The organism is Streptomyces sp. NPDC025721, assembly GCF_055558595.1.
Genome location: NZ_JBVHMF010000050.1, coordinates 1 through 25,204, shown reverse-complemented (window position 1 = coordinate 25,204; position 25,204 = coordinate 1). Strand labels below are relative to the sequence as shown.

General features: G+C 73.1%; 17 protein-coding genes and 1 riboswitch. Of the genes, 13 read left to right on the top strand and 4 right to left on the bottom strand.

Translation table 11 applies throughout. The features are described 5' to 3' along the window. The first annotated feature begins 453 nt into the window (after positions 1 to 453). The 3 genes from ACZ4EF_RS36485 to ACZ4EF_RS36475 all read left to right on the top strand — a co-directional run bounded on the left by ACZ4EF_RS36485 (position 454) and on the right by ACZ4EF_RS36475 (position 5,340). Positions 454 to 3,357: a galactose-binding domain-containing protein gene (locus ACZ4EF_RS36485; protein WP_467508495.1), complete on the top strand. Its 2,904-nt coding sequence runs from the start codon at positions 454 to 456 to the stop codon at positions 3,355 to 3,357. A 111-nt stretch (positions 3,358 to 3,468) separates the two neighbouring features. Continuing rightward, on the top strand, positions 3,469 to 4,473 hold the full coding sequence (locus ACZ4EF_RS36480; protein WP_355347198.1) for an aldo/keto reductase family protein: 1,005 nt from the start codon (positions 3,469 to 3,471) through the stop codon (positions 4,471 to 4,473). 159 nt (positions 4,474 to 4,632) lie between these two features. After that, positions 4,633 to 5,340: a phosphatase PAP2 family protein gene (locus ACZ4EF_RS36475; RefSeq protein ID WP_467508493.1), complete on the top strand. Its 708-nt coding sequence runs from the start codon at positions 4,633 to 4,635 to the stop codon at positions 5,338 to 5,340. Here the strand turns inward: ACZ4EF_RS36475 and ACZ4EF_RS36470 are convergent. After that, positions 5,322 to 6,641, bottom strand: a complete 1,320-nt coding sequence (locus tag ACZ4EF_RS36470) for a transglycosylase family protein (RefSeq protein WP_467508491.1) — start codon at positions 6,639 to 6,641, stop codon at positions 5,322 to 5,324. The genes ACZ4EF_RS36475 and ACZ4EF_RS36470 overlap by 19 nt on opposite strands. Positions 6,642 to 6,804: 163 nt before the next feature. Between ACZ4EF_RS36470 and ACZ4EF_RS36465 the strand changes: the two genes are divergently transcribed. The 8 genes from ACZ4EF_RS36465 (at position 6,805) to ACZ4EF_RS36430 (ending at position 19,199) form a co-directional block, all read left to right on the top strand. Beyond that, positions 6,805 to 7,830, top strand: coding sequence for an LLM class flavin-dependent oxidoreductase (locus ACZ4EF_RS36465; RefSeq protein WP_391050664.1), 1,026 nt, complete (start codon positions 6,805 to 6,807; stop codon positions 7,828 to 7,830). Positions 7,831 to 7,853: 23 nt separating this feature from the next. Then, positions 7,854 to 8,750 (top strand): MBL fold metallo-hydrolase, encoded by an 897-nt coding sequence (locus tag ACZ4EF_RS36460; protein WP_401307259.1) that lies wholly within the window; start codon positions 7,854 to 7,856, stop codon positions 8,748 to 8,750. Further along, positions 8,747 to 9,820 carry an inositol-3-phosphate synthase gene (locus ACZ4EF_RS36455; RefSeq protein ID WP_467508489.1) on the top strand — a complete coding sequence of 358 codons (1,074 nt, stop codon included), beginning with the start codon at positions 8,747 to 8,749 and terminating at the stop codon, positions 9,818 to 9,820. The genes ACZ4EF_RS36460 and ACZ4EF_RS36455 overlap by 4 nt, the downstream gene beginning before the upstream one ends. A gap of 170 nt (positions 9,821 to 9,990) precedes the next feature. Next, complete coding sequence (locus tag ACZ4EF_RS36450) at positions 9,991 to 11,337, top strand: D-alanyl-D-alanine carboxypeptidase family protein (RefSeq protein ID WP_467508487.1); 1,347 nt, start codon at positions 9,991 to 9,993, stop codon at positions 11,335 to 11,337. Between the two features lie 135 nt (positions 11,338 to 11,472). Continuing rightward, complete coding sequence (locus tag ACZ4EF_RS36445) at positions 11,473 to 13,596, top strand: restriction endonuclease (RefSeq protein ID WP_401307250.1); 2,124 nt, start codon at positions 11,473 to 11,475, stop codon at positions 13,594 to 13,596. A gap of 377 nt (positions 13,597 to 13,973) precedes the next feature. Beyond that, the gene (rho, locus tag ACZ4EF_RS36440; protein WP_355347174.1) at positions 13,974 to 15,128 is read left to right on the top strand and encodes a transcription termination factor Rho; all 1,155 of its coding nucleotides are present in this window, start codon (positions 13,974 to 13,976) and stop codon (positions 15,126 to 15,128) included. 146 nt (positions 15,129 to 15,274) lie between these two features. Continuing rightward, complete coding sequence (locus tag ACZ4EF_RS36435; RefSeq protein WP_467508484.1) at positions 15,275 to 16,117, top strand: phytanoyl-CoA dioxygenase family protein; 843 nt, start codon at positions 15,275 to 15,277, stop codon at positions 16,115 to 16,117. 10 nt (positions 16,118 to 16,127) lie between these two features. Then, positions 16,128 to 19,199 (top strand): helix-turn-helix transcriptional regulator, encoded by a 3,072-nt coding sequence (locus ACZ4EF_RS36430; RefSeq protein ID WP_467508482.1) that lies wholly within the window; start codon positions 16,128 to 16,130, stop codon positions 19,197 to 19,199. Positions 19,200 to 19,363: 164 nt separating this feature from the next. Here the strand turns inward: ACZ4EF_RS36430 and ACZ4EF_RS36425 are convergent, their stop codons facing one another. The 3 genes from ACZ4EF_RS36425 to ACZ4EF_RS36415 form a co-directional block, all read right to left on the bottom strand. After that, positions 19,364 to 20,335 (bottom strand): M23 family metallopeptidase, encoded by a 972-nt coding sequence (locus tag ACZ4EF_RS36425; RefSeq protein WP_355347168.1) that lies wholly within the window; start codon positions 20,333 to 20,335, stop codon positions 19,364 to 19,366. A gap of 3 nt (positions 20,336 to 20,338) precedes the next feature. Then, positions 20,339 to 20,541: riboswitch (cyclic di-AMP (ydaO/yuaA leader) on the bottom strand. Positions 20,542 to 20,879: 338 nt separating this feature from the next. Continuing rightward, the gene (locus ACZ4EF_RS36420) at positions 20,880 to 21,896 is read right to left on the bottom strand and encodes a GNAT family N-acetyltransferase (RefSeq protein WP_355347165.1); all 1,017 of its coding nucleotides are present in this window, start codon (positions 21,894 to 21,896) and stop codon (positions 20,880 to 20,882) included. Positions 21,897 to 21,993: 97 nt separating this feature from the next. Next, positions 21,994 to 22,638 (bottom strand): nucleoside/nucleotide kinase family protein, encoded by a 645-nt coding sequence (locus ACZ4EF_RS36415; protein ID WP_467347657.1) that lies wholly within the window; start codon positions 22,636 to 22,638, stop codon positions 21,994 to 21,996. 246 nt (positions 22,639 to 22,884) lie between these two features. Here ACZ4EF_RS36415 and ACZ4EF_RS36410 point away from each other — a divergent pair, with 246 nt between their 5' ends. Together ACZ4EF_RS36410 and ACZ4EF_RS36405 are read left to right on the top strand one after the other, a co-directional pair. Then, positions 22,885 to 23,079 (top strand): hypothetical protein, encoded by a 195-nt coding sequence (locus ACZ4EF_RS36410; RefSeq protein ID WP_188279792.1) that lies wholly within the window; start codon positions 22,885 to 22,887, stop codon positions 23,077 to 23,079. Between the two features lie 192 nt (positions 23,080 to 23,271). Further along, positions 23,272 to 24,906, top strand: a complete 1,635-nt coding sequence (locus ACZ4EF_RS36405) for a hypothetical protein (protein ID WP_391050644.1) — start codon at positions 23,272 to 23,274, stop codon at positions 24,904 to 24,906. Positions 24,907 to 25,204 lie beyond the last annotated feature (298 nt).

Here is a 25,204-nt window from a genome sequence, read left to right as displayed (position 1 = left end):
ACGATTCCCCCATTCCGTACGAGAAGGAGTTCGTCATCACGCCCATCATAGGCGCAGCCGCCGCTCGGACTCCATCAACGGGTGAGCCTCCGTCAGACGGCCGGGGAGCCGGCGGCTCCGACGGACGGAGAGCGGACGGCGAGCGCACGGCGAGCAGACGGCTCCGGCGGACGGGGAGCCGGTGACGCCGACCGCCGGGCGTGACGGCCTCGGATGTGTGGAGCATCGGGAATTATCGGATTTTGGAGCCGTCTATGACGGTCAGGTGTCGTGAATATTGCGAGGAGCCATCGCATTTTTGCGCAGACTCATGGACTTACTGCGACCCGCCTCGTAGTCTCTCCACGCCTGGCCGGGTGTTCCCCCCTAGTTCCCCCCTAGTTCCACCCCCCTCTCACCCCCCTCGACGCGCAAGGACGTGTGCCTGTGTCGCACTCATTGCAGAGCCATGAGTTGAGTCCTCAAAGAAGCCGCAGAGTCAGACAGCGCGGCGCCGCCGCGGTGCTGTCGTTCGCCGTGGCCGCGGCAGCCGCGCTGACCGCCGTGACCTTGGCGAACGCCCCCGCCGCCCACGCGGCAGGCGTACCCGCCCCTTCACCCGTCGGCATATCGGGCCGCGGCGCGAACGTGCCGTTCAAGGAGCTCGAGGCCGAGTACGCCAACACCAACGGCGCGCTGATCGGCCCCGACCGCTACTACGGCCACCTGCCGTCCGAGGCGTCGGGCCGTCAGGCCGTCACCCTCAGCGCCGCCGGACAGTACGTGGAGTTCACGCTGACGGCGCCCGCGAACGCGATGTCGCTGCGCTACAGCCTCCCGGACACCGCGGACGGCAAGGGCAGGGACGCCACGCTGGACGTGCAGGCCAACGGGACCTCGATCAAGACCCTGCCGGTGACCTCGAAGTACAGTTGGTACTACGGCGGTTACCCGTTCAACAACAACCCGGGCGACACCAACCCGCACCACTTCTACGACGAGTCGCGGACGATGTTCGGGACCACGTACCCGGCCGGCACCAAGATCCGCGTGCAGGTGACGTCCACGGCGCAGTCCCCGACGTTCACCATCGACCTGGCGGACTTCGAGACGGTCGCGGCCCCGATCGCCAAGCCCGCGGGCGCGCTCGACGTGGTGACGGACTTCGGCGCCGACCCGACGGGTGCCACGGACTCCACCGCCAAGTTCCAGGCGGCCGTGGACGCGGGCAAGGCGCAGGGCAAGACCGTATACATCCCGCAGGGCAACTTCACGCTGTACAGCCACGTCATCGTCGACAAGGTCACCCTCGTCGGCGCCGGCCCCTGGTACAGCGTGCTCGGCGGCCGTGACCCGGTGAACCGCTCCAACGCGGCCGGTATCTACGGCAAGTACACCAACCAGGGCGGGCCGAGCACCAACGTCAACCTCAAGGACTTCGCCATCATCGGCGACATCCGCGAGCGCGAGGACAACGACCAGGTCAACGGCCTCGGTGGCGCGATGTCCAACTCCACCGTCGACAACCTGTGGTTGCAGCACGTCAAGTGCGGTGCGTGGATGGACGGTCCGATGGACCACTTCACCATCAAGAACAGCCGCATCCTGGACACGACGGCCGACGGTGTGAACTTCCACATCGGCGTCACCAACTCGACGGTCACCAACACCTTTGTGCGCAACACCGGTGACGACGGTCTGGCGGGCTGGCCGGAGAACGTGCCGAACGTCAACGACAGCTTCGACCACAACACGGTCGTGCTGCCGATCCTGGCGAACAACATCGTCACGTACGGCGGCAAGGACTTCAACATCTCCGACAACGTGATGGCCGACACCATCTCCAACGGCGGCGGCCTGCACATCGCCAACCGCTACCCGGGGGTCAACGCCGGTTCCGGCACCGCGGTCGCGGGCACCATCACGGCGGCGCGCAACACGCTGATCAGAACCGGTAACAGCGACTTCAACTGGCAGTTCGGCGTCGGCGCCATCTGGTTCGACGGCCTCCAGGGCAAGGTCGACGCCAACATCCAGATCACCGACACGGACATCCTCGACAGCTCCTACGAGGCGATCCAGTCGATCGAGAGCGGCGTCACGGGCGTCACGTTCAAGAACGTCAACATCGACGGCGCGGGCACCTACGCGATCCAGGCGCAGGCACCGGCCGACATGACGTTCATCAACGTCAAGGCGAAGAACATCGCCCAGTCCGCCACCCCGATCCACAACTGCGTCGGCACCGGCCTGAACATCATCGACGGCGGCGGCAACTCCGGTATCACCGGGCAGACCTGCACCGGCACCTGGCCGACCCCGATCTGGACCAACGGCGGCGTGCCGACCGGCGGTGGCGGCGGTACGACCACGCCTCCCACCACCCCGCCGACCACGCCCCCGACCACTCCGCCCACCACTCCCCCGACGACCCCGCCGACGACTCCGGCCAACGGCAACCTGGCGCAGGGCCACCCCGCGACCGCCTCGTCCGCGGTGCAGAGCTACTCGGCGGCCAACGCCGTCGACGGCAACGCGTCCTCGTACTGGGAGAGCAACAGCAACGCCTTCCCGCAGACGCTGACCGTCGACCTCGGCGCGGCCAAGTCGATCGGCAAGGTCACGCTCAAGCTTCCGCCGTCGGCGGACTGGGCGACCCGTACCGAGACCCTGTCGGTGCTGGGTTCGACGGACAACAGCTCCTGGAGCACGCTGAAGGCTTCGGGCGGCGTCTCCTTCAACCCGTCGTCGGGCAACACGGCCACGCTGACCTTCAACGCGGCCACCGCGCGGTACGTCCGGCTGAACATCACCGGCAACACCGGCTGGACCGCGGGCCAGATCTCGGAGTTCGAGGTCTACGCGGCCGACGGCACGCCGACCACGCCGCCCACGACTCCCCCGACCACCCCGCCGACGACCCCGCCGACGACGCCTCCCACCACGCCTCCCACGACCCCGCCCGCCAACCCGAACCTGGCGCAGGGCCGTACGGCCACCGACACCGGTCACTCCGACATCTACGTCGCGGCCAACGCGGTGGACGGCAACGTCAACTCCTACTGGGAGAGCGCCAACAGCGCCTTCCCGCAGTCCCTGACGGTCGACCTCGGCTCCGCCAAGACCGTCGGCCGGCTGGTGCTGAAGCTGCCGACCAACTGGGGCACCAGGACCGAGACGCTGAGCGTCCTCGGCTCCACCGACAACAACACGTACAGCACGCTCAAGGCGTCCGCGGGCTACACCTTCACCCTGGGTACCGACACCGCGACCGTCACCCTGACCCCGACCACCACCCGCTACCTGCGGCTCACCTTCACCGGGAACACCGGCTGGCCGGCGGGCCAGCTCTCCGAGCTGGAGGCCTACGCCTCCTGATCCGGTGACCGCACCGACTCCCCGCCCCGGCGGCCCCGTAGCTCAGGGCCCCCGGGGCGGGGCATTCGTGCCGGTCGCGGCGGTACGGGCGGGCGATCTAGAGTCGGTCCCATGGAATACCGTCACCTTGGCCGCAGCGGCCTGATCATCAGCGAAATCGCCTACGGAAACTGGCTCACCCACGGCTCCCAGGTGGAGGAGGACGCGGCGACCGCGTGTGTGCGGGCGGCGCTGGACACGGGGATCACGACCTTCGACACCGCGGACACGTACGCGCAGACCCGCGCGGAGTCGGTGCTCGGCCGGGCGCTGAAGGGCGAGCGCCGGGAGGGTCTGGAGATCCTCACCAAGGTCTTCTGGCCGACCGGTCCCGGACGCAACGACCGGGGTCTGTCCCGCAAGCACATCATGGAGTCGATCGACGGCTCGCTGCGACGGCTCCAGACGGACTACGTCGACCTCTACCAGGCGCACCGGTTCGACCGGTTCACGCCGCTGGAGGAGACGATGGAGGCGTTCGCCGACGTCGTGCACTCCGGCAAGGCGCACTACATCGGCGTCTCGGAGTGGACGGCCGACCAGATCCGCCGCGGGCACGCGCTCGCCCGCGAGCTGCGCATCCCGCTGGTCTCCAACCAGCCGCAGTACTCCGCGCTCTGGCGCGTCATCGAGGCCGAAGTGGTGCCCGCCTGCGAGGAGTTGGGCATCGGTCAGATCGTGTTCTCGCCGATCGCGCAGGGTGTGCTGACCGGCAAGTACGTGCCGGGGCAGCAGCCGCCCGCCGGTTCGCGCGCCACCGACGCCAAGGGCGGCGCGAACATGATCGACCGCTGGATGAACGACGAGGTGCTGGGGCGGGTGCAGCAGCTCCACGCGCTGGCCGCCGACGCCGGTCTGACGATGGCTCAGCTCGCGGTCGCCTGGGTGCTCCAGAACCCGAACGTCTCGGCCGCGATCGTCGGCGCGTCCCGCCCCGAGCAGGTCGCGGAGAACGTGAAGGCGGCCGGCGTGACCCTGGACGCGGGTCTGCTAGCGAAGCTGGACGCCGTCCTGGAGCCGGTCGCGGTCACCGACCCGCTGAAGACACCGCAGATCACGCCCGCCGCGCGGCCGTAGGGCCCGAGGCACACACCCGCGGAACACGGTCCGATCCATCGCGCCGAGGGGAAGCCCGCCCGGCCGCCGCGTACAGTATGTCTACGTGCCTGTAGACGAAGCTGACGCCCGCGGCCGGGCGGGCCTTTCGCGTACCGAGCGAGAAGGGCCGCTCCCCCGGTGACCGCCCGCGCGCCATGGCGCCGCGTACTGCTCCCGGCCGCCTTCGCCGCCGCCTTCGCGGTGCTCGCCTGGGTGGTGCTGGCCAGGCATGGCACGCCGTACGGGGTGGACACCGGGCCGCACCGCTGGTCGGTGGAGCACCGGCCGCACGCCATGGTGACCGTGGCCCGTACCGTCACCGACCTCGGCACCGGCCCGTTCCCGTATCTCGCCGCCGTGCTGGGCGGCTGGCTGGCGGGCGGCGGCGGTGTGGGGCGCGGCGCGCTGCGGACCTCGCGCGGTGTGCCCATGGCGCTGCTCGCGCTGGCCGTGCTGCTCGCGGGCCAGGCGGTACGCACGCTGCTGGTCATGGCGCTGCACCGGGCCAGGCCGCCCGCGGCGGACTGGGCGACGCACGCTTCCGGCTACTCGTTCCCTTCCGGGCACACCGCGTCCAGCGCGATGGCCGCCGGGCTGCTGGCCTGGGGGCTGCTGCGCTGGCGGCCGGGTCGCACGGGGCGGCTGCTCACCGCGCTGTGCGCGCTCGTCGCGCTGGCCGTCGGCTGCACCCGCGTGTATCTGGGCGTGCACTGGCCGACGGATGTCTTCGGCGGCTGGCTCTTCGCCGGTTGCTGGCTCGGCGCGGCGCTGCCGCCGCTCACGACGTTCGCCGGCCGGAGCGGGCCGGGCGGACCCGGCCCGTCCGATCAGATCGAGACGCCGTGAGCCCGCAGGTAGTGCAGCGGGTCGATGTCGTCGCCGTATTCGGGTCCCGTCCGCATCTCGAAGTGCAGGTGCGGTCCTGTCACGTTGCCGGTCGAGCCCGAACGCGCTATCCGCTGGCCGGAGGTGACCTTCTGTCCGACCTTGACCGAGATCTGTGACAGGTGCGCGTACTGGCTGTAGTCGCCGTCCGCGTGCCGGATGACGATCTGGTAGCCGTAACTGCCGCCCCAGCCCGCCGTCACCACGGTGCCCGCGGCCACCGACTTCACGCTGGTGCCGGTGCCGACCAGGAAGTCCACCCCTGTGTGGTAGCCGCTGGCCCAACTGGAGCCGGAGGCGTGGTACGGCGTGCCGATCGGCGCGCCGCTGACCGGCAGGGTGTACGCGGTGTGGGTCGGGGCCGCGGCGGGCTTCGTCGTACGGTCCAGCGTGCGGGTGCCCGCGGGGGCCGCCGACTTCTTGGGCGCGGCCTTCGGGGCGGCCTTGGGCGTCGGCTTCGGCTGCGCCTTGGGACGGGTCGTGGTGTGCGGCTCGCGCTGCGTCGTGTGCTGCGGGTGCGCCACCGGGGTCCGCAGGTCGAGCCGCTGGCCGGGGAGGATCAGGTCGGGGTCGTCGCCGACCACCGAGCGGTTGTCGGCGTAGAGCCGGGGCCAGCCGCCCGCCACATGGTGGTCGTCGGCGATGCCGGACAGCGTGTCGCCCGACCTCACCGTGTAACGGTCCTTGCCCGGGGCCGACTTGGGCTGCGCGGTCTTCGGCGTGGTCTTCTCCGCGGGCGCCTTGGCCGGGGAACTGGCCCGGGCCTTCGCGGTGCTCTTGGTCTCGCTCCTGACCGGGGCCTTCGCGGGCGTCCTGCGCGCCTGGTCGGACGCGGTCCGCACCTTCGCGGCGGGCACCTCGACCTTGTGGGAGGCGGTGGCGGCGGTACGGGTCAGCCCGGCGCGTACCGAGCAGACCGGCCAGGCGCCGGGGCCCTGGCTGTGCAGCACCTTCTCGGCCACGGCTATCTGCTGGTTCTTCGTAGCGAGGTCGGCGCGCGGCGCGTAGGCCGTGCCGCCGAAGGACTTCCAGGTGCTGGAGGCGAACTGGAGCCCGCCGTAGTACCCGTTGCCCGTGTTGATCTGCCAGTTGCCCGAGGACTCGCAGTTGGCGACCTTGTCCCAGGTGCTCTCGGCGGCCGCGTGGGCGCTGCTCAGCCCGATCAGCGGCAGGGCGAGACCGGCGCCGCCCGCGGTGACGGTGAGGGATGCCTGCGATACGCGGCTGGGGCGGTATCGGCGGTGACGTCCGCGTAAGGGCATAGCACGAGTCCTCTCCAGGACCGGCCCGTGGGGCCTGGGCTGCCGTACGCCCGAATTGCCGGGCGGGCCAAAGATAGGGCCCGTACACACTCGGCCACAAGGGGTGACGACAAGTGTTCGGTTTCGGGCGGTTCGGGAATGACGGAGTCCGGTACGCGTTGGAATGAACGTGAGTTCTCCGCTGCGCGACACCCCGTTCTCCGTCCTTGACCGCTCCCGCACGAGGGAGGGCCAGGACGGCGCTCAGGCCCTGCGCGACACCGTGGCGTTCGCGCGCGAGGTCGAAGCGCTCGGCTACCACCGCTTCTGGGTCTCCGAGCACCACAGCGTGCCCGGCGTGGCCGGTTCCGCGCCGACGGTGCTCGCGGCGGCGGTCGCGGCGGCCACCTCGCGGATCAGGGTCGGCACCGGCGGCGTGATGCTGCCCAATCACCAACCTCTGGTCGTGGCCGAGCAGTTCGGGGTCCTGGAGGCGCTGTTCCCGGGCCGGATCGACATGGGTCTGGGGCGGTCGGTGGGCTTCACCGACGGCATCCGCAAGGCGCTGGGCCGCGGCAAGGAGGCCGCGGGCGCGTTCGACGCGCAGATCGACGAACTGCTCGGGTACTTCACCGGCACCCAGCGGGTCCACCCGCAGGTGCACGCCTGGCCCGCCGAGGGGCTGCGTCCGCCGGTGTTCCTGCTGGCCGTCGGCAGCGGCGCGGACCTGGCCGCCGCGCACGGCCTGCCGCTGGTGATCGGCGGTGTGCGCGGCGAGGACGCGATGCTGCGCGCGGTGGACCGCTACCGCGCCGCCTTCCGCCCCTCCGCGTGGTCGGCCGCCCCCTATGTCGTGCTGTCCGGCACCGTCGCGGTCGCCGACAGCGGCGAGCGGGCCCGCAGGCTGCTGGTCCCGGAGGCGTGGTCGACGGCCTGGTCCCGCACCCACGGCGTCTTTCCGGCCCTCGCGCCCTACGAGTCGACGGCCGCGCGCACGATGACGGGTCCGGAGCGCGAACGCTTCGAGGAGGCGATGGCCGGGCATCTGCACGGCACGCCCGAGGACGTCGCGAAGGCGCTGGAGTCGCTGCTGGAGCGCAGCGCGGCCGACGAATTCCTCGTCACGACCAGTACGTACGACCGCGCGGAGCTGCTGGAGTCCTACCGGCTGCTGGCCGCGATCACCTCGGGAGATCCGGCCGCCGCGTGAGAGCGCCGGGTTAGGGTCACCTGGTGAGCGAACAGATCATCGAACCGGTCTCCGGCGACCTCGATGTCCGCTGGCACGCGGGGTGGCCGTCGGCCAAGCACGACCCGGCGCCGGAGATCCAGGTGCACGCGTACGACGAACACACCCTGATCCTGCGGCAGAACATGTCGGTGCACTTCGAGGCGCCCTTCCTCTTCCTGCTCCTCGGCGCCGAGCGCGCCCTGCTGCTGGACACCGGCGCCACCGCCGACGCCCGCCACTTCCCGCTGCGCCGCACCGTGGACGCGGCGATCGAGGCGTGGCTGGCCCTCCAGCCGGGCACCGAGCCGGACGCGTACGAGCTGGTGGTGGCGCACACCCACGGCCACGGCGACCACATCGCGGGCGACGCCCAGTTCGCCGACCGGCCCCGTACCGTCGTGGTCGGTCCGGATCTCGACGCGGTGACCGCCTTCTACGGGCTGCGGGACTGGCCGCGGGGCGCCGCCACGTTCGACCTCGGCGGCCGGGTCCTCGACGTGCTGCCGGGCCCCGGGCACGAGGCCGCCGCCACCGTCTTCCACGACCGGCGCACCGGAATCCTGTTCACCGGCGACACCCTCTACCCCGGTCATCTCTACGTCCGCGACCCGGCCGCCTACACCGCGACCGTGGACCGGCTGCTGGCCTTCTGCGAGCGGCACCCGGTCACCCATCTGCTCGGCTGTCACATCGAGATGACCACCACGCCCGGCGACGACTACCCCCGAGGCACCACCCACCAGCCGGACGAGCCGCCGCTCCAGATGGACGTGGGCCACCTGCGCGCCCTGCGCGCGGCGCTGACCGCGGTCGACGCCCGCCCCGGCGTCCACGGTTTCGCCGACTTCCTCGTCCACATCGAACCCCGCACCGAACCTCTCGACCCGGAGCGCGCATGAGGACCGTCAACGTCGGCGTCATAGGCGTGGGGAACTGCGCCTCCTCCCTGGTCCAGGGCGTGGAGTTCTACGCGTCCGCGGCCGGGAGCGGCGACGGCCCGGAAGCGGGCCCGGCGGGCCTGACCCACCCGGTGTGCGCGGGCTACGCGGTCTCCGACGTGCGGTTCACCGCCGCCTTCGACGTCCACACGGCCAAGACCGGCCGCGACCTGTCCGAGGCGATCTGGGCGCCGCCGAACAACGCGCGGGCCTTCGCGAAGGTGCCGCACCTCGGCGTGGAGGTGACCGAGGGCGCGCTGAGCGACGGCGTCGGGCGCAGCGCCGCCGCCCAGGTCGACGCGCGCGGTACGGCCACCGTCGACGACATCGCGCGGCGGCTGCGGGACAGCGGCACCCACGTCCTGGTGAATTTCCTGCCGGTCGGCAGCCAGGCCGCGTCCGAGCTGTACGCGCGGGCCGCGCTGCGCGCCGGGTGCGCCTTCCTCAACTGCATCCCGTCGGTGATCGCCCGCTCCCCGCGGTGGGCGGGCCGGTTCGCCGAGGCGGGGCTGCCGCTGGCCGGTGACGACCTGAAGAGCCAGTTCGGCGCGACGCTCGTGCACCGCGCGCTGGTGGACGTGCTCGCGCGCAACGGCGTACGGCTGCGGAGCACGTACCAACTGCTCGGCGGCGGGAACATGGACTTCCTGAACATGCAGGACGCGGAGCGGATGGCGAGCAAGAAGGCCACCAAGACGCAGGGGATGTACGGGGGTTCGGGCGAGGCGGCGCCGTCGCACGTGGGCGCCGACTTCATCCCGTTCCTCGCCGACCGGAAGGTGGCCTTCATCCGGGTCGAGGCGGAGGGCTTCGGCGGCACACCGCTGGAGATCGACCTGCGGATGGAGGTCGACGACTCGCCGAGCGCCGCGGGGAACGTGCTGGACGCCGTCCGCTATCTGAAGGCCGCGCTCGACCGCGGTCTCGGCGGCGTGGTGGACCCGGTGTCGGCGGCCGTCATGAAGGCCACGCCCACGCCGCTGGACGAGGCCGCGATCGAGGCGGGGCTCGCGGCGCTGTCCGACGGGTGATCAGCGGGCTTCGGGGACCGGGGATGTGACGGCACGTCGGATTCGGTCGCCGGCCGGTGAGCGGCCGTCAGCCGGTCGGCCCCCGGGCGTCACGCCGGTGGCGGCGGTGTCTCATCCTTATGGGTCACGTCGCCGCGCCGACCCGGCCACGGCGTTCCTACGGTGACGGCATGAACGTCTTCCGCGCCTCGTCGTGCCGCCACGACCGTCCTCGTAAGACCGCCGCCCCCGCCGTCGCGGCCTCGGTGGCCGCCGCCAGGTGTCTGGCCGTCGGCTGCTGCCTCGCCGCCGCGACCGCGCTGGCCACCGTGTCCGCCGCCGCGACCGCCGCCGCGGCGGCCCTTCCCGCGGACGGCGGGCGCGGCTCGTCGGGCCCCGGCGCCGCGACGGTGGTCGCCGGCGGTCCGCTGCTCGCCGGGCACGGGGTGCTGGTGCAGCCGCACGCCGGGTCGCCGCGGCTGCCGTCCGGGCTGTCCGCGCTGTCGTGGACGGTCTCCGACGCGCGCACCGGCCAGGTGCTGGCCGCCAAGGACCCGCACCGCAGGCTGCCGCCCGCCAGCACCCTGAAGACGCTGTTCGCGGTCACCGTGCTGCCGCGCTTCCCCGGCGACGCCACCCACCGCGTCACCGACTCCGACCTCACGGGGATCGGCGCGGGCAGCAGCCTGGTCGGTATCCAGGCCCGGCAGACGTACACCGTCGCCGACCTGTGGCGCGGTGTCTTCCTCAGCTCGGGCAACGACGCCGTGCACGTCCTGGCGCACATGAACGGCTCGGTGCCGCTGACCGTCAGCCAGATGCAGGCCAAGGCCGAGATGCTGGGCGCGGACGACACCCATGTGGTCTCCCCCGACGGCTACGACATGCCGGGCCAGGTCTCCTCGGCCTACGACCTGGCCGTCATCGCCCGCGCGGGCCTGGCCATGCCGGACTTCGCGACGTACGCCTCCACCCGGTGGGCGCAGTTCCCCGGCGGCTACGACGCGCACGGCAAGTACGTGAAGTCGTTCGGCATCCAGAACACCAACCGGCTGCTCACCGGCGCGGACGGCGTCAAGCGCTACCCCGGCGTGATCGGTGTGAAGAACGGCTACACCACCAACGCGGGCAACACCCTGGTCGCCGCCGCCAAGCGCGGGGACCGCACGCTGATCGCGACCGTGATGAATCCGCAGTCCGGGCTGCCGCAGGCGGTCTACCACGAGGCGGGCGCGCTGCTGGACTGGGGCTTCTCGGCCGCGGGCCGCACCTCGTCGGTCGGCACGCTGAACACGGCGACGACCGCGTACCACGACGATTCCGCGCACGCCTCACAGGAGGCCGAGCGGCCCGCTCGGCAGCCCGCCCCGGAGCCCGCGCGGCAGGAGCCGAAGCCCGCCCCCGCGCCGCAGGCGCCCAGCACCGCGGACGCCGCGTCGTCGTCGCCGACCACCTGGTACGTGGGCGGCGCGCTGGCGCTGGGCACGGCGGGCTCGGTGGTCGTGCTGCGCCGCCGGTCCGCGGCGAAGGCGCGCTGAGCGAGGAGCGCCGACTCGGGCCACGCTGTGGGCCGGAAGCGGTGACGACGCGCTGGCCAGGGGCGTACTCTCAGTTGCCGGGCAGGGGGCACGCACGGTGTCCGCAGCGCCGCGCCGAGAGGGAGCCGTACCCGCATGAGCCGCCGTACTTCCGGTCCCGTATCCACCTGGGCCGAGGTCCAGCGGCAGCGCCAGCGGCAGCAAGAGGCCCAGCAGCGCGCCTGGTTGCAGGCGCGGCGGGAGACCGAGCGGCAGCAGCGCGCGGCGGAGCGGGCCGCCTCCCGGCGCAGCCGTGAGCAGCAGGCCGCGTACCGCGCGAGCCGGGAGGCCGACGCGCGGCAGCGGACCGACGACCTGGAGCGCCGGTTCGCCGAGCTCCAGGGCCTGTTGGCGGCCGGCTGCGCGGCGCCCGTCTTCACCCCCGCGGCGCTGCTGACGCCCGAGGTGGTCGAGCCGTTCGCCCCCGGACGGCTCGCCGAGCCGATCCCGATGCCCGACCCGAACGCGTACACGCCCCGGCAGGGCGGCGGTTGGGGCGCGGCACGGCACGAGCGCGAGCGGGCCCGCACGCTGTACGAGAACGACCTGCGGGCCGCGCAGGCCACCGAGGCGCTGCGGCAGCGCCAACTCGCCGACTACCAGCGGCAGTACCGGCAGTGGGCCGACCAGCGGCTGGCGGAGATCCGGCGGCAGAACGCCGAGGTCGAGACATCCGTCGCCGCGCTGCGCGACGGGGACCCCGAGGCGGTCGAGGACTATCTGACGGCGGCCCTCTACGCCTCCGCCGCGTGGCCGCACGGCCTGCCCCGGCAGGTCTCGGCGTCCTACGACCGGGCCGACCGGCAGCTCGTGCTCGACTGGGAGCTGCCCGCCTTCTCCGTGGTGCCCGAGGCGTCGCTGGTGCGGTACATGCCGGGCGCCGACCGGGACAAGGAGGTGGCGCGCCCGGTCGCCGAGCGCCGCGCCGCCTACCGGGACGTCCTGGCCCAGTGCCTGCTGCTCGTGCTGCGCGAGCTGTTCGGCGCCGACGCGCATGACGTCCTGGACTCCGTGGTGCTCAACGGCTTCGTGGACGACACCGACCCGGCCACCGGCCACCGTACGAAGACCGTCGTCGCCTCCGCGCTGGTGTCGGACGCCGCCTTCGCGGCGGTCAACCTCGACCGGGTCAACGCGGTCGACTGCTTCACCGAGGCACTGGACGGCCGGCTCTCCCCCCGCCCGGACAAGCGCGCGGCCGTCGAGCCCATCCGGCTGCCGGGCGAGGCGGGCCGCACGATGGTCTCGCACGGCGGCGAGGAGGAGCCGGACCTGCTGGCCATGGACCCGCTGGAGTTCGAGGAGCTGGTCGCGCGGCTGTTCCGGGCGATGGGGATGAACGCGGTCACGACGGTGCGCTCCGGCGACGGCGGTGTGGACGTGGACGCGCTGGACCCTGACCCGATACGCGGCGGCAAAATCGTGGTGCAGGTCAAGCGCTACCGCAACACGGTCTCGCCGAGCGCCGTACGCGACCTGTTCGGCACGGTGCAGAGCGTCGGCGCCAACAAGGGCGTGCTGATCACCACCTCCGGTTTCGGGCCGACCTCGCACGCCTTCGCCAACGGCAAGCCGCTGACGCTGGTGTCGGGCCCGGACCTGGTGGACCTGCTGCACAGCAACGGGCTCGGCGGCCGTCTGGGCCCCGCCCCCGGCACCGTCGAGCGCACCCCGACGCTGGTCTCGACGGTGCTGCCCGGTATCGACGCCGACGCGGACGCCGACTCCGAGGCGAGCGTGCTCGGCATGTGGTGGGCGGGCGGTGTGCGGCTCGACGTCTGCGCGCTGGTGTGCCGGGGCGGCCGGGTGCTGGACGACGACCACTTCGTCTTCTTCAACAATCCGCGCACGCCCGACGGCAGTGTGCGGATGATGCCCGCGCTCGGCGGGGACAAGGCCGCGATCTGGGTGAGCTTCGACCGGCTGCCCGCCCGCGCGGACCGGGTGGTGCTGGTCGCCGCCGTCGACCCGGAGGCCGATCCGGACGCCGACCTGACCGGATTCACCGACGCCCGGATCAGGCTCACCGACCCCAGCGGAGCCGAGGCCGACCGCCTCGAGGTCTCCGACGGCAGGCCCGGCGAGACGGCGCTGGTGCTCGGCTCCTTCCGCAGGAGCGGTACGGGCGCCGACTGGCGCTTCGTGGCGGGCGGCAAGGGCTACGCGGGCTCGGGCGGGCTGGTGGCGCTGGTCGGGGAGCACGGGATCGCGGTCGACTGAGCGGCGGGTTCCCGCCCCGGGATACGGGTTCGGGAACATCCGCCGACCCCGCCGTGTTATGGTCTGTGTGCAGCACATGTCTGCGCCCCTTCTTGCGGCGCCGGTGCTCGTTCTGAATGACAGCTCCTCGCGGTGACGCGCCCCAGGCCCCATGGCTCTGGTCCCGGTCCCCACGGAGTTCTCGAATCACCTGACGGTCGCACGACGGCCCTGTGGTGATCTCCGCGGTACGTGGAGCGTGTTGTGCCCGCTCACGCCGAAATCCCTTTCCGGCATGCCCGTTTGACGCATCACACGCCAGACCCGCCGCACCCCGTACTCGCACGGCGACCTGCCGCGCACACGACTTTCCTCTCGTCCGAGAAAGGACGACTCCCATGACTGACATCCTTGAACGCCCTCCCGTCCGGCAGGAAACGCCGGTTCGGGTGGCGGGCGTACTCGACATCCACGGCGGCCAGGGCCGCCTCCGATCCGCCGGGCTGCTGCCGACACCCGACGACGTACACGTACCGCAGGCCCAGATCCGGCAGGCCGGACTCAGGAACGGCGACCTCGTCGAGGGCACCCTCGGCGGAAAGCCCGGCACGTTGGGCGGCGTCGACCTGGTCAACGGCGTCCCGGCCGAACACCTGCGCGGACGACCGCACTTCAGGGACCTGACGCCCCTTCACCCCCGGCAGCGGCTGCGGCTGGAGAGCCCGGCGCTGACCGGCACCGGCGCGCTCGCCGGACGGGTGATGGACCTGGTGACCCCGGTCGGCAAGGGGCAGCGCGGCCTGCTCGTGGCCCCGCCCAAGGCCGGAAAGACGATGCTGCTCCAGAGCATCGCGACGGCCGTCGCCGAGAACCACCCCGAGTGCCACCTGATGGTGGTGCTGCTGGACGAACGCCCGGAGGAAGTCACCGAGATGCGCAGAACCGTGCGCGGCGAGGTGATCGCCTCGACCTTCGACCGTCCGGCCAAGCAGCACATCGCGGTCGCGGAACTCGCCGTCGAGCGGGCGAAGCGGCTGGTGGAACAGGGCCAGGACGTGGTGGTCCTGCTCGACTCGCTGACCCGGCTGTGCCGGGCGCACAACTCGGCCGCCTCCACCGGCGGCCGCACGCTGACCGGCGGTGTGGACGCCGCCGCGCTGATCGGCCCCAAGCAGTTCTTCGGCGCCGCCCGGCTCGCCGAGGAGGGCGGGTCGCTGACCATCCTGGCCACCGCGCTGGTGGACACCGGGTCGCGCGCCGACGACTACTACTACGAAGAGCTGAAGAGCACCGGCAACATGGAGCTGCACCTGGACCGCTCCCTCGCCGAGCGGCGGATCTTCCCGGCCGTGGACGTCGGCATCTCCGGCACCCGCCGCGAAGAACTGCTGCTGCCCGGCCCCGAACTGGCGGTCGTACGCGGCCTGCGCCGGGTCCTGCAAGGGCGCGGCACCCAGTCCGGCCTCGAGGTCCTGCTGGACAAGATCCGGCAGACCCCGGACAACAACGCCTTCCTGCGGCAGATCCGGAGCACGGTGCCCGGCGAGGTCTGAGCCGGCCGGGACCCGGACCCGGACCGGGCACGAGCCCGCGCCGGTGCCCGTATCCGCACCCGTATCCGCACCCGCACCCGCACCCGCACCCGCACCCGGAGAAAATCCGGTGGCCGTCGCACATCGCGCGACGTGATGATCGGGGGATGGACGACGCCACGGACAGCCACGCCGACGACGCGTGGGAGCGGGCCTTCCTCAGGGACGGCTTCGTGAGGATCGAGGGCGCGGTACCCGCCCCGACCGCCCGCGCCTGCGCCGATCTCCTGTGGAAGGAGACCGGCTGCGACCCCGCCGAGCCCGCGACCTGGACACAACCGGTGCACTGGGTGGGCGGCATGGCCCAGCCGCCGTTCGCCGAGGCCGCCAACACCCCCGTCCTGCACGCCGCGTTCGACCGTCTTGTCGGTGCCGGACGCTGGTCGCCGCGGTACTCCCTCGGCTCCTTCCCGCTGCGCTTCCCGCACCCGGACGAGCCGGACGACGCGGGCTGGCACATCGAAGGCAGCTACGAAGTCCCCGGCGAGCAGTGGTACTTCGCCAACGTCCGCTCCCGCGACCGCGCGCTGCTCATGCTGTTCCTGTTCACCGAGGTGGACGAGGAGAACGCGCCGACCCGGATCCGCGTCGGCTCCCACCTGGACGTGCCCGCGGTCCTCGCCCCGTACGGCGAGGCCGGCGCCTCGATCCTGGCGGTCTCCGAGCAGATCGCGGCGGCCACGGAACACCGCCCGCTCGCCCTCGCCACCGGCTCCCCCGGCGACGTCTACCTCTGCCACCCGTTCCTCGTGCACGCCGCCCAGCCGCACCACGGCAGCCGTCCGCGTTTCATGGCCCAGCCGCCGCTCCTGCCCGCGGCGCCGTACGAACTGGAGCGGGCCGACGGCGGCTACTCGCCGGTCGAGACCGCGATCAGACGCGGCCTCGGCATGGAGTCCGCGCGGGTGCCCTCGGGGAGGGAGGCGGACTCCCGGCCCGTGATCGGTTAGCGTGCCCGGCATGTTGTACGGACGGGACACGGAGACGGCCGCGCTGGAAGAACTGCTGGCGGGGGCGAGGGCGGGCCGCAGCGGAGCGCTCGTGGTGCGCGGTGACGCCGGGATCGGCAAGACCGCGCTGCTGGAGCAGACCGTGGCGGCGGCGGGCGACCTGGCGGTCGTCCGCAGCTCCGGCGTGGAATTCGAGGCCGAACTCCCCTACGCGGGGCTTCAGTTGCTGCTGCGCAGGGCGATGGGTTCGCTGGACGCGCTGCCCGTGCCGCAACGGCGGGCGCTGCGGGCCGCGTTCGGCCTGGAGGCCGACGCCGCGAGCGAGCCGATGTTCGTCGGCCTGGCCGTGCTGTCGCTGCTGTCGGACCACGCGGGCGAGGGGCCGCTGCTGTGTGTCGTGGACGACGCGCAGTGGCTGGACCGGGCGTCCACCGACGCGCTGGTCTTCGCGGCGCGACGGCTCGACGCCGAGGGCGTGGCGATGGTCTTCGCCGTACGTGACGGCGCCGGGTCGTTCACCGCGCCCGGCCTGCCCGAACTGCGGCTCGGCCCGCTGCCCGAGGACGCGGCGCGGGCGCTGCTCGCCGACCGCGGCGGCGCACCGGCCGACACCGTACGCACCCGCGTGCTCTCCGAGGCGCGGGGCAATCCGCTGGCGCTGCTGGAACTCCCGCTCGGACCGTCCGCCGACGCGCGGGGCGCGGGCGGTTCCGCCGCGACCGGCGGCGGGCTGCCGCTGACCACGCGCCTCCAGATGGCCTTCCACGGCCAGGTCAGCCACCTGCCGCCCGGCACGCAGACGCTGTTGCTGGTGGCCGCGGCCGACCACACCGGCGACCCCGACATCCTGGTACGCGCGGCGGCGGTGCTGGGCGTCGGCGTCGACGACCTGCCGCCCGCGGAGGAGGCGAACCTGGTCTACGTGGACGACGAGGACATGCTGCGCTTCCGGCACCCGCTGGTCCGCGCCGCGATCCATCAGCGCGCCGCCCTCCCCGACCGTCTCGCCGCGCACCGCGCCCTCGCCGAGGCCGCCGACCCGGTACGCGACCCCGACCACCGCGCCTGGCACCTGGCCGCCGCGGCGACCGGCCCCGACGAAGCCGTGGCCACCGCCCTCCAGCGGACCGCGGGCCGCGCCCGCGAACGCAGCGGGCACGCGGCGGCCTCCGCCGCCTACGAACGCGCCGCCCGCCTCAGCACCGACCCCGTCGCCCGCGTCGAACGCCTCCTCCTCGCCGCCGAATCCGCCTCCGAAGCGGGCGACATCCCCCGCGCCCGCGCCTTCGCCGACCAGGCGACCCGCGCCGCCGAGACCGAGGCGGAAGCAGCGGCCGTAGGAGGCGACGCGGAGCCGTCGTCGGCCCCAACGGCCCGTGCGGAGCCGGGCACTTCACCGCGCGCGTCCACGCCGGGCGGTCAGGCACCCGCCGGATCGACTTCCGCTGTCGACGCCGCCGCCGGGCACAGCGCTCCGCCCGGCTCGTCCGGACCGGGCGGCCCCGCACCCGGCGATCCGGCGTCCACCGCCGACACCGGCGGCGTTGGCCGGCCCGTTCCGCCGCACCCGTCCGGGCCGGGCGGCCCGGCGCCCACGGAATCCGCGTCCACCGCGGCGCGGGGCGCGGCGAACCCGTTGTCCGCCGTGCGCGGCAGAGCGCTCTATGTGCGGGCGCTCGCGGACTTCTGGGAGGGGGATTTCGGCGCGGCGCATCAACTCCTCTTGGAAGCGGCGGATTTGCTGGCTGAGGCGGATTCGGCGGCGGCGGCGCGGATGCTGGTGCAGGCGACGCATACGGCCTGGTACCTCGGCGACGACGAGGTGGCGGGGACGTTGGGGCGGCTGGCGGCGCTGGAGCTGCCGCCGTGGGCGCCGATCCGGCCGGTGGCGGAGTTCCTGGTGCGGGCGATCGGGCCAGGCAGTGCGGCGTCCGGGCCGCCCGACGTGGCCGAGGCCGCGGCGGCGTCACGGGCCGCGCGCGGCGGCCGGGTCGATCCGAGGGACCTGGTGATGCTGTGCGGGGTGGGCCTGGCGCTCGGGCAGGACGCGGCGGCGTACGACCTGGCGACGACGCTGGCGGCGGAGAGCCGCGAGAGCGGCGGTGTCGGCAGGCTGACGACGCTGATGTTCTTCCGCGCGGAGGCGGAGCTGTTCGACGGCCGCCTCGACGAGGCCGTCGCCACGGCGTCCGAGGGGCTGCGGATCTCACGGGACACCGGACAGCGGCAGTGGGTCAGCCAGTTGAGCAGTGCGCTGGCGCATGTCGCGGCGCTGCGCGGGGACGAGGACGAGTGCCGCCGGCTGGTGGACGAGGCCCTGGCGGGCGGCGCGGGCACGGCGATGGCGCCGGGCGCGCCGTGGGCGTACTGGTCGCAAGGGCTGCTCGAACTGGGCCTGGGCCGTACGCAGTTCGCGCTCGACCGGCTGTCGCTGCTGACCGAGCCGACCGTACGGCACCACATCTCCGCGACGCGCGGCGTCCCCGACCTGGTGGAGGCGGCGGTGCGGCTGGGCGTGCCGGAGCGGGCGGACGAGCCCGTGGCCGGATTCGAGGCGTGGGCCGCGCGTTCCGGGCAGGACTGGGCGCGGGCGCTGGTGGCGCGCTGCCGGGCGCTGCGGGCCAAGGACGCCGACGCGGAGGCGTACTTCATCGAGGCGCTGGCCCTTCACGACCCGCACCGAAGGGTGTTGGAGTCGGCGCGTACGGCGCTGCTGTACGGCGAGTGGCTGCGCAGGGCCCGTCGCAAGAGCGAGGCACGCGGACACCTGCGGGCCGCGCTGGAGACCTTCGAACGGCTCGGCGCGCGCCCGTGGGCGGACCGGGCGCGCAGTGAACTGGGCGCGTCGGGAGCGTCGGTGACGGTGGGTCAGGACACGGTCAGGTCGGTCGCGGACGAGGCGGGGCTGACGCCGCAGGAGTCGCAGATCGTCCGGCTGGCCGCCCTCGGGCTGACCAACCGGGACATCGCCGCGCAGCTCTTCCTCAGCCCGCGCACGGTCGGCCACCACCTCTACAAGGCGTATCCGAAGCTCGGTGTGGTCTCGCGCGGCGAGCTGGCCGCGCTGTTCCCCGACACGTGAGCGCGTAACGACGTGAGCGTGTAACGACGTCACCGCGTGACCACGTCACCCGCGTGACCACGTGGACTCGCGGCCCGTCACGCGGCTGTGCCCGCCCGGTGGTGAGGAACCGGGCGGGCACGGATGCCGCGAGGAGCCGCCACAGCGGCTGTGGAGCGGGTGGGTCAGGAAACGGTGACGCCGTGGGAGGCCAGGTAGGCGACCGGGTCGATGTCGGAGCCGTAGTCCGGGGTCGTGCGGACCTCGAAGTGCAGGTGCGGGCCGGTCACGTTGCCGGTCGCGCCGGAGACGCCGATCTGCTGGCCCTCGGTGACGGTCTGCCCGGCCGAGACGAGCGCCTGGGTCAGGTGGCCGTACAGCGTGTACTTGCCGTCGGCGTGCTTGACGATCACGTCGTTGCCGTACGCGCCGTCCCAGCCCGCGGAGACGACGGTGCCCGCGGCGACCGACTTCACGCTGGTGCCGGAGCCGACCAGGAAGTCCACACCGGTGTGGTAGCCGCTGGACCAGTTGGCGCCGGAGGCGTGGTACTGGGTACCGATCGCCGCGTCCCCGACCGGCTTGGTGTAGCCGGAGGAGCTGGCGGCGGTGGTGTCGGCGGACTTGGTGGTCGTGGTCGTCGTGTCGGACGACTTCGACGGGGCGGTGGTCTCGGCGGGCGCCGGGGTCGCCTTCTTGGCGGGGGCCGGGGCCGACTTCTTCGGCGCCGGGGCGGACTTCTGCGCGGTGGCGGGCTTCTCGGCGGAGGCGCCGTTCAGCGTGAGGTGCTGGCCCGGGTAGATCAGGTTCGGGTTGGAGCCCACGACCGACTTGTTGTCGGAGTAGAGCTGCTGCCAGCCGCCGTTGACGTGGTGGCTGTCGGCGATCTTCGACAGCGAGTCACCGCTGACCACGGAGTACTTGGTGGTCTTGGCCTTGGCGGCCTTGGGCGCGGCGCTCTTGTCCGCCACGGTCGTCGCCTTGACGGCGGAGGTGTGCGAGGCGGTGGCGGGGGCGCTGTGGGCGGGCTCGGCCGCCGAGGCGATGCCCGCGCCGACCAGCGGCAGGGCGATGGCCACGCCACCCGTGCCCGCGGCGATGCAGATGCGGGTGAGGCGGCTCATACGGGTCTTGCGGTGCTGTCCCTTTGCGGGCATGGGGGATTTCCTCTCCTACGCCTACGAGGTGAGCTGTCGGGTTCGGGCAGGAGATGCCCGGTCACGTGGAAATGCCGTTGCGTGTACGCAAGGCGCCGCGACTTCACCCCGAGCCGTCCGGTACTGCTGGACGGCGACTTACCTGGGTCCCCCGCCCCTGCCGTGTGTGATCAAAGATCCAGGAAACCGGGCGGCGGCAGGATTCGGCGTTCCGCCCGACGGACATTCGCAATTCGCGGGCATCCGGCCCGCAGGAGGCGAAGCTAAACGACCGGCCGAGCGGCGGGCAACCAACCGTGATCGTCGTCGGGCGCACCGCGCGGGGCGCGGTCACTCCCGGTCGTCCGCCGTCACCGCTGCGTGTGCGGGCCGCTCACCGTCCGTACCTCCGTGACCGATTCCTGGTGACAAACCGCCCGGATCGGGAACAGTGGGTACATCGGGGGAATCGGACCGTGTTCCCGAGGTGATGCCGCTCACTGCGGACCGGCCGAGTGAGCCACATCACGCCTAAATGCCCGATTTAATACGCTACTTGGGGATATCAGTAGCTGCCGGGCGAGCCGCCGATCCGGCCGTCGAGCGACCGGCTGAGCCGGTACGCGACCGGCCGGAAGCCGACCGCGGGCCAGTGCCCCGCCGCCAGCGGTGAGGCGGAGTGCCAGCGGGCCGACATGTAGCGGTGGCCGTGGTCGTATGCCCAGGCCAGCGCGGTGGCGAGCAGGACGCGGCTGACGCCCTCACCGCGCGCGGAGGGTTCGACGTACGCCTCGGCCAGCTCCACGCAGGACTCGGGGATCACCGGGTCGGGCGTGGCGGGGACCAGCAGCACCATGCCGATCTCCTCGCCCCTGCGGGAGGCGATCCAGGCGGCGCTGCGCGGGTCGCCGAGTGCGTCGGCGTAGTAGACCCGCAGGGCGGCGAGCGCGCGTTCCGGCTGGGGCTGGAACACCGCGGACTCGCGCTGCCTGCGCGAGGACTCGGCGGCCATCCGGCCGATCTGCGGCAGGTCGCCGACGCCCGCGCGCCGGATGCCGAGCCCTTCGACGCCGCGCGGCTGGCGCCCGCGCGCCTTGACCGCCATCAGACCGTGCACCAATTCGCGGCCGAAGCCGAGGTCCGCCCAGGGCAGGGTGGCGGTCTCCCCCGCGGGCACGTCGACGTAGTGGACCAGCCGTCGCTCCGCGACGAGCCGGGCCGCGACGCGGGCGTACAGCGCGCGCAGCACCTCCGACTCGCGTCCGCCGGGCAGCGCGTGACCGCCGTGCGGGACCAGCGCGGAGTGCGGGTGGCTGCGCAGCCCCGCCGGGTCGTCCTGGGTGAGGTCCACCGGGACGGCGGCGAGGTGTCCGATCAGGCCGCCGTCGCCGTCGAGCGCGCGGGCGGCCTCGAGACCCGGAACGCCGATCAGCTTGCCCAGCAGTTCCTCACCGCGCACGGGGCCGTCGGCGAGCCACGAGCGTTGCGACGGCGGGCGGCGGGCGCGCGCGAACCAGCGGTCGTAGCGCTGCACGGCCTGGGGTATGTGCTCGGTGGTCAGCGGCGCGATGGCGACAGTCATGGTGGATGGGGACGCTAGCGGGGTGCGCGGTCCCACGGCAAGGCGAGGCCGGACCGGCGGCGGCCGGGAGGTCAACGGGCTTACGCGCGAGGGTCGTTCAGCCTGTCCAGGCGGGGTGTCGCGGGTCGTCGGCACGTACCAGGACATCGGCGGTCTGTTCCGGCATCGCCTCCCGGTCGTAACGGTCGAATGCGGGCAGCGTCCACCGGTCGGCCTGCGCCGTGCGCCGCTCCAGCGCGGCCGGGGACAGCCGCAGATGGACCGTCAGATCGAACGGCAGCCCCTGCCCGAGGAGCAGCGGCCCGTCGAGTACGAGGACACCGCCGGGCGGCAGGCGCACGTAGTCGGCGCGCGTGGCGCGGTCGGTGGCGGCGTCCCACAGCGTCGGCAGGACGCGGCCCGAGCCGTCGGTGCCGAGCGGGTCGAGCACTTCGCGGCGCAGCGCGCCGGTGTCCAGCCAGAGCTGGTAGTACGCGTCGGCGTCCTGGTGGCCGTACTCGTAGCGCAGGGACGCGGGCCGCAGGAAGTCGGCGGCGCGCACCCGGAGCACGCGGCGGCCGAGAGCGGGCAGCGCGGCGGCGACGGCGTCCGCCAGATCGCCGGGGCGGGCGGCGTCCGCGCCGTCCACGGCCACCCGCCACCAGGGCCCCGGCCCGTCCGCGCTCACCCCCGCGGTCGCGTCCGCGATCCGCTCGGCGAGGGTGTCGGCCAGCCGTGACCAGGTGATCGGGGTGAGCTGCACACCGGCCATCCTGCACCGCCGTCACCCGTTCGGGCGACTTCGCTGCGCCAGGAGCGGGGCGGGGGGCGCGGTGGGCACATGAACCGGTCCTGGCGGGCAATGCTCGCGCCGGGCACCGTTCGCCGCCTCCCCCACATGGTGGAAATTCGCTACAAATCACTCATTTGCCACCGTGCGTGATCTATTACTTTTTGTGAGCCTGGAAGAACTCATGGTGACCGTCCCCATCACCCAGGAGAAAGCCCAATGATCCTGTCGATCTCCGGCGTCGTCCTTCTCGGCGTCATCTGCTTCCTGTTCTTCCGCAAGGACGGGCTGAAGGTGTCCCACGGCCTCGTCTGCGCCCTCTTCGGCTTCTACCTCGCGGGCACGGCCATCGCCCCGAGCATCAAGGCGGGCGGCGCGAGCCTGGCCAGCCTGCTGGGCGGGATCAAGGTCTAGGGCCCCGGCCCGGGACCTGGCCGTCGCCGGCGGGCGGCCACTCCAGTACGGGCCCGGCGCGGTCGTCCGCTCCGGGCCCGTGTCCATTCCGGCCGCCGTCCGTCCCCCCGCCGCACCCTCAGGGCGCCGCCCTTCCCCACGCGGCCCTTCCCGCACCCGAAGCCCGAACCCGAACCACCCATGGAGCACCCCGTGGCCAGGCGTCCCCTTCCCAGCATTCTGACCAGCCGACCCGCGCTCGTCCGCGGGCGCGATCTGGCGCGTACCGCGGCAGACAGCGCCACCGACGTGCTCCATCCGGTCATCACCATCGCCCGCGGCATGCGCAAGCAGGTGCTGTGGGCGGGCGGCTGGTGGGGCCGCACCCCCAAGGACCGCCGCGGCCCCGCGCTGCTGCTGGCCGCCGCGGGCGTGGTCGTCGTCGTGATGATGCCGTACGGCCCGCTGCTGGCGATCGGCGCGATCATGGCGTCCGCCGCCTGGATGGGCCGCGACCGCACCCCCGCCGCCCCGGCGGGCCCGAGCGAGGCCGAGACCGGCCGGCTCCAGGCGCTGTACGAGGCGCTGGTGCCGTACCTGTCGGACGCCGGGGACCCCGCGCCGCTGTACGCGCACGAGGGAAGCTGGGAGAAGGTGTTCAGCGAGTACGAGTTCCAGGGCGGTCGGCTCGCCCGGCTGCACCTGCGCTACCCGGCGTACTTCACCGACGGCGAGGCCGAGTCGCGCGCCCGGGTGGAGCAGCTTCTGCACGCCAAGGCGGGCCGGGGCCGGGAGTACCGCTTCGACTGGAACGAGGAGGAGAACCACCTCACCCTCACCGCGCTGGCGCCGCTGCCGACCGACATCGTCGCGCAGCGCTTCATCACCTCGCCCGGCGAGACGGTCCTCGGCTTCACCGACGCCGGTGCCGTCCAGCGGACGGTGCCGGTGACCGGCGGCGAGGGCACCAGGGACGCCCCGCCGGTCGTCTGGCGCACCGGCCCCCGCTCCACCGAGCCGCACCTGCTGGCGCTCGGCCAGCCCGGCACCGGCACCACCAGCCTGCTGCGGTCCATCGCGCTCCAGGCGCTGGTCCACGGTGACGTGGTGGTCGTGGACGGCAGCGGCACCGGTGAGTACGCGTCGCTGATCGGGCGGCCCGGCGTCCTCGCCGTGGAGGGCGGCCTGTCCGGCGCCTCCGCCACCCTCGAATGGGCCGCGCACGAGACGGAACGGCGGCTCATCGCCGTCAACCGGGCGCGGCAGAACGGCGATCCGGTCTCCGAGGACGTACGCCGTCCGCTGTGGATCCTGGTGGACCGGCCCACCGCGCTGACCCAGCTCGCCCTCGCCGAGGGGCGGCCCGATCCGCAGACCCTCCTCGACGTCCCGCTGCGGCACGGGCGCGCGGCCAATGTCGCCGTCGCCGTCGCCGACCAGCTCGACGCCACGGAGGCGCTGGCGCCCGTCGTGATCGCCCAGACCCGGGCCCGGGTCGTCCTCGGGCCGCTCGCCCCCGAGCACGTCGAGGCCGTTCTCGGCGCCCCGCAGCGCACCACCCCGGCCGCCGACGTTCCCCCCGGCCGCGGGTACGCCCGGCTCGGCACCGGGCCCGTCCTGCGCCTCCAGGTGCCCTCCACTCCCGACCCCTACGACGACGAGTGCGCCCAGTCGCACCGCGACGCCGTCCTCGGCCTCCTCCCCACCACCTCCGAGGCCGAGGCCGACTCCGACTCCGTCGAGGTCCCCGAGCCCGAGGAGTCCTCTCCCGCCGTCCTCGAACCGGCCCCCGTCGCCCTCCGCAAGGACGCCGTCGTCCGCACCGTCGCCGACCTGGAACTCGGCTAGCCCCTAGCCTCGCGGCGGGACGTGCCCCGTAGGGGCGCGGGGAACTGCGCGACCAGCGGTCGCGGCGGCGAGCTGTGAGAACCGGCCCCAGCGGGGCAGTTGCTGTCGTGTCCGGGCTGACAGCCCGTCGTGGCTGGGCGCGCAGTTCCCCGCGCCCCTGAAAGAGCGGCGCGCCGCCCCGGCGCAAAGGGGGCCGCAGAGGGGCCCTAGGTGTATTGATCACGAGCGTTGTTGACATGTCCCGGTGCTTGATCATGGCGAAGACCTCCGGTGTGGTGGAGCTGTCTAGGACTGCACC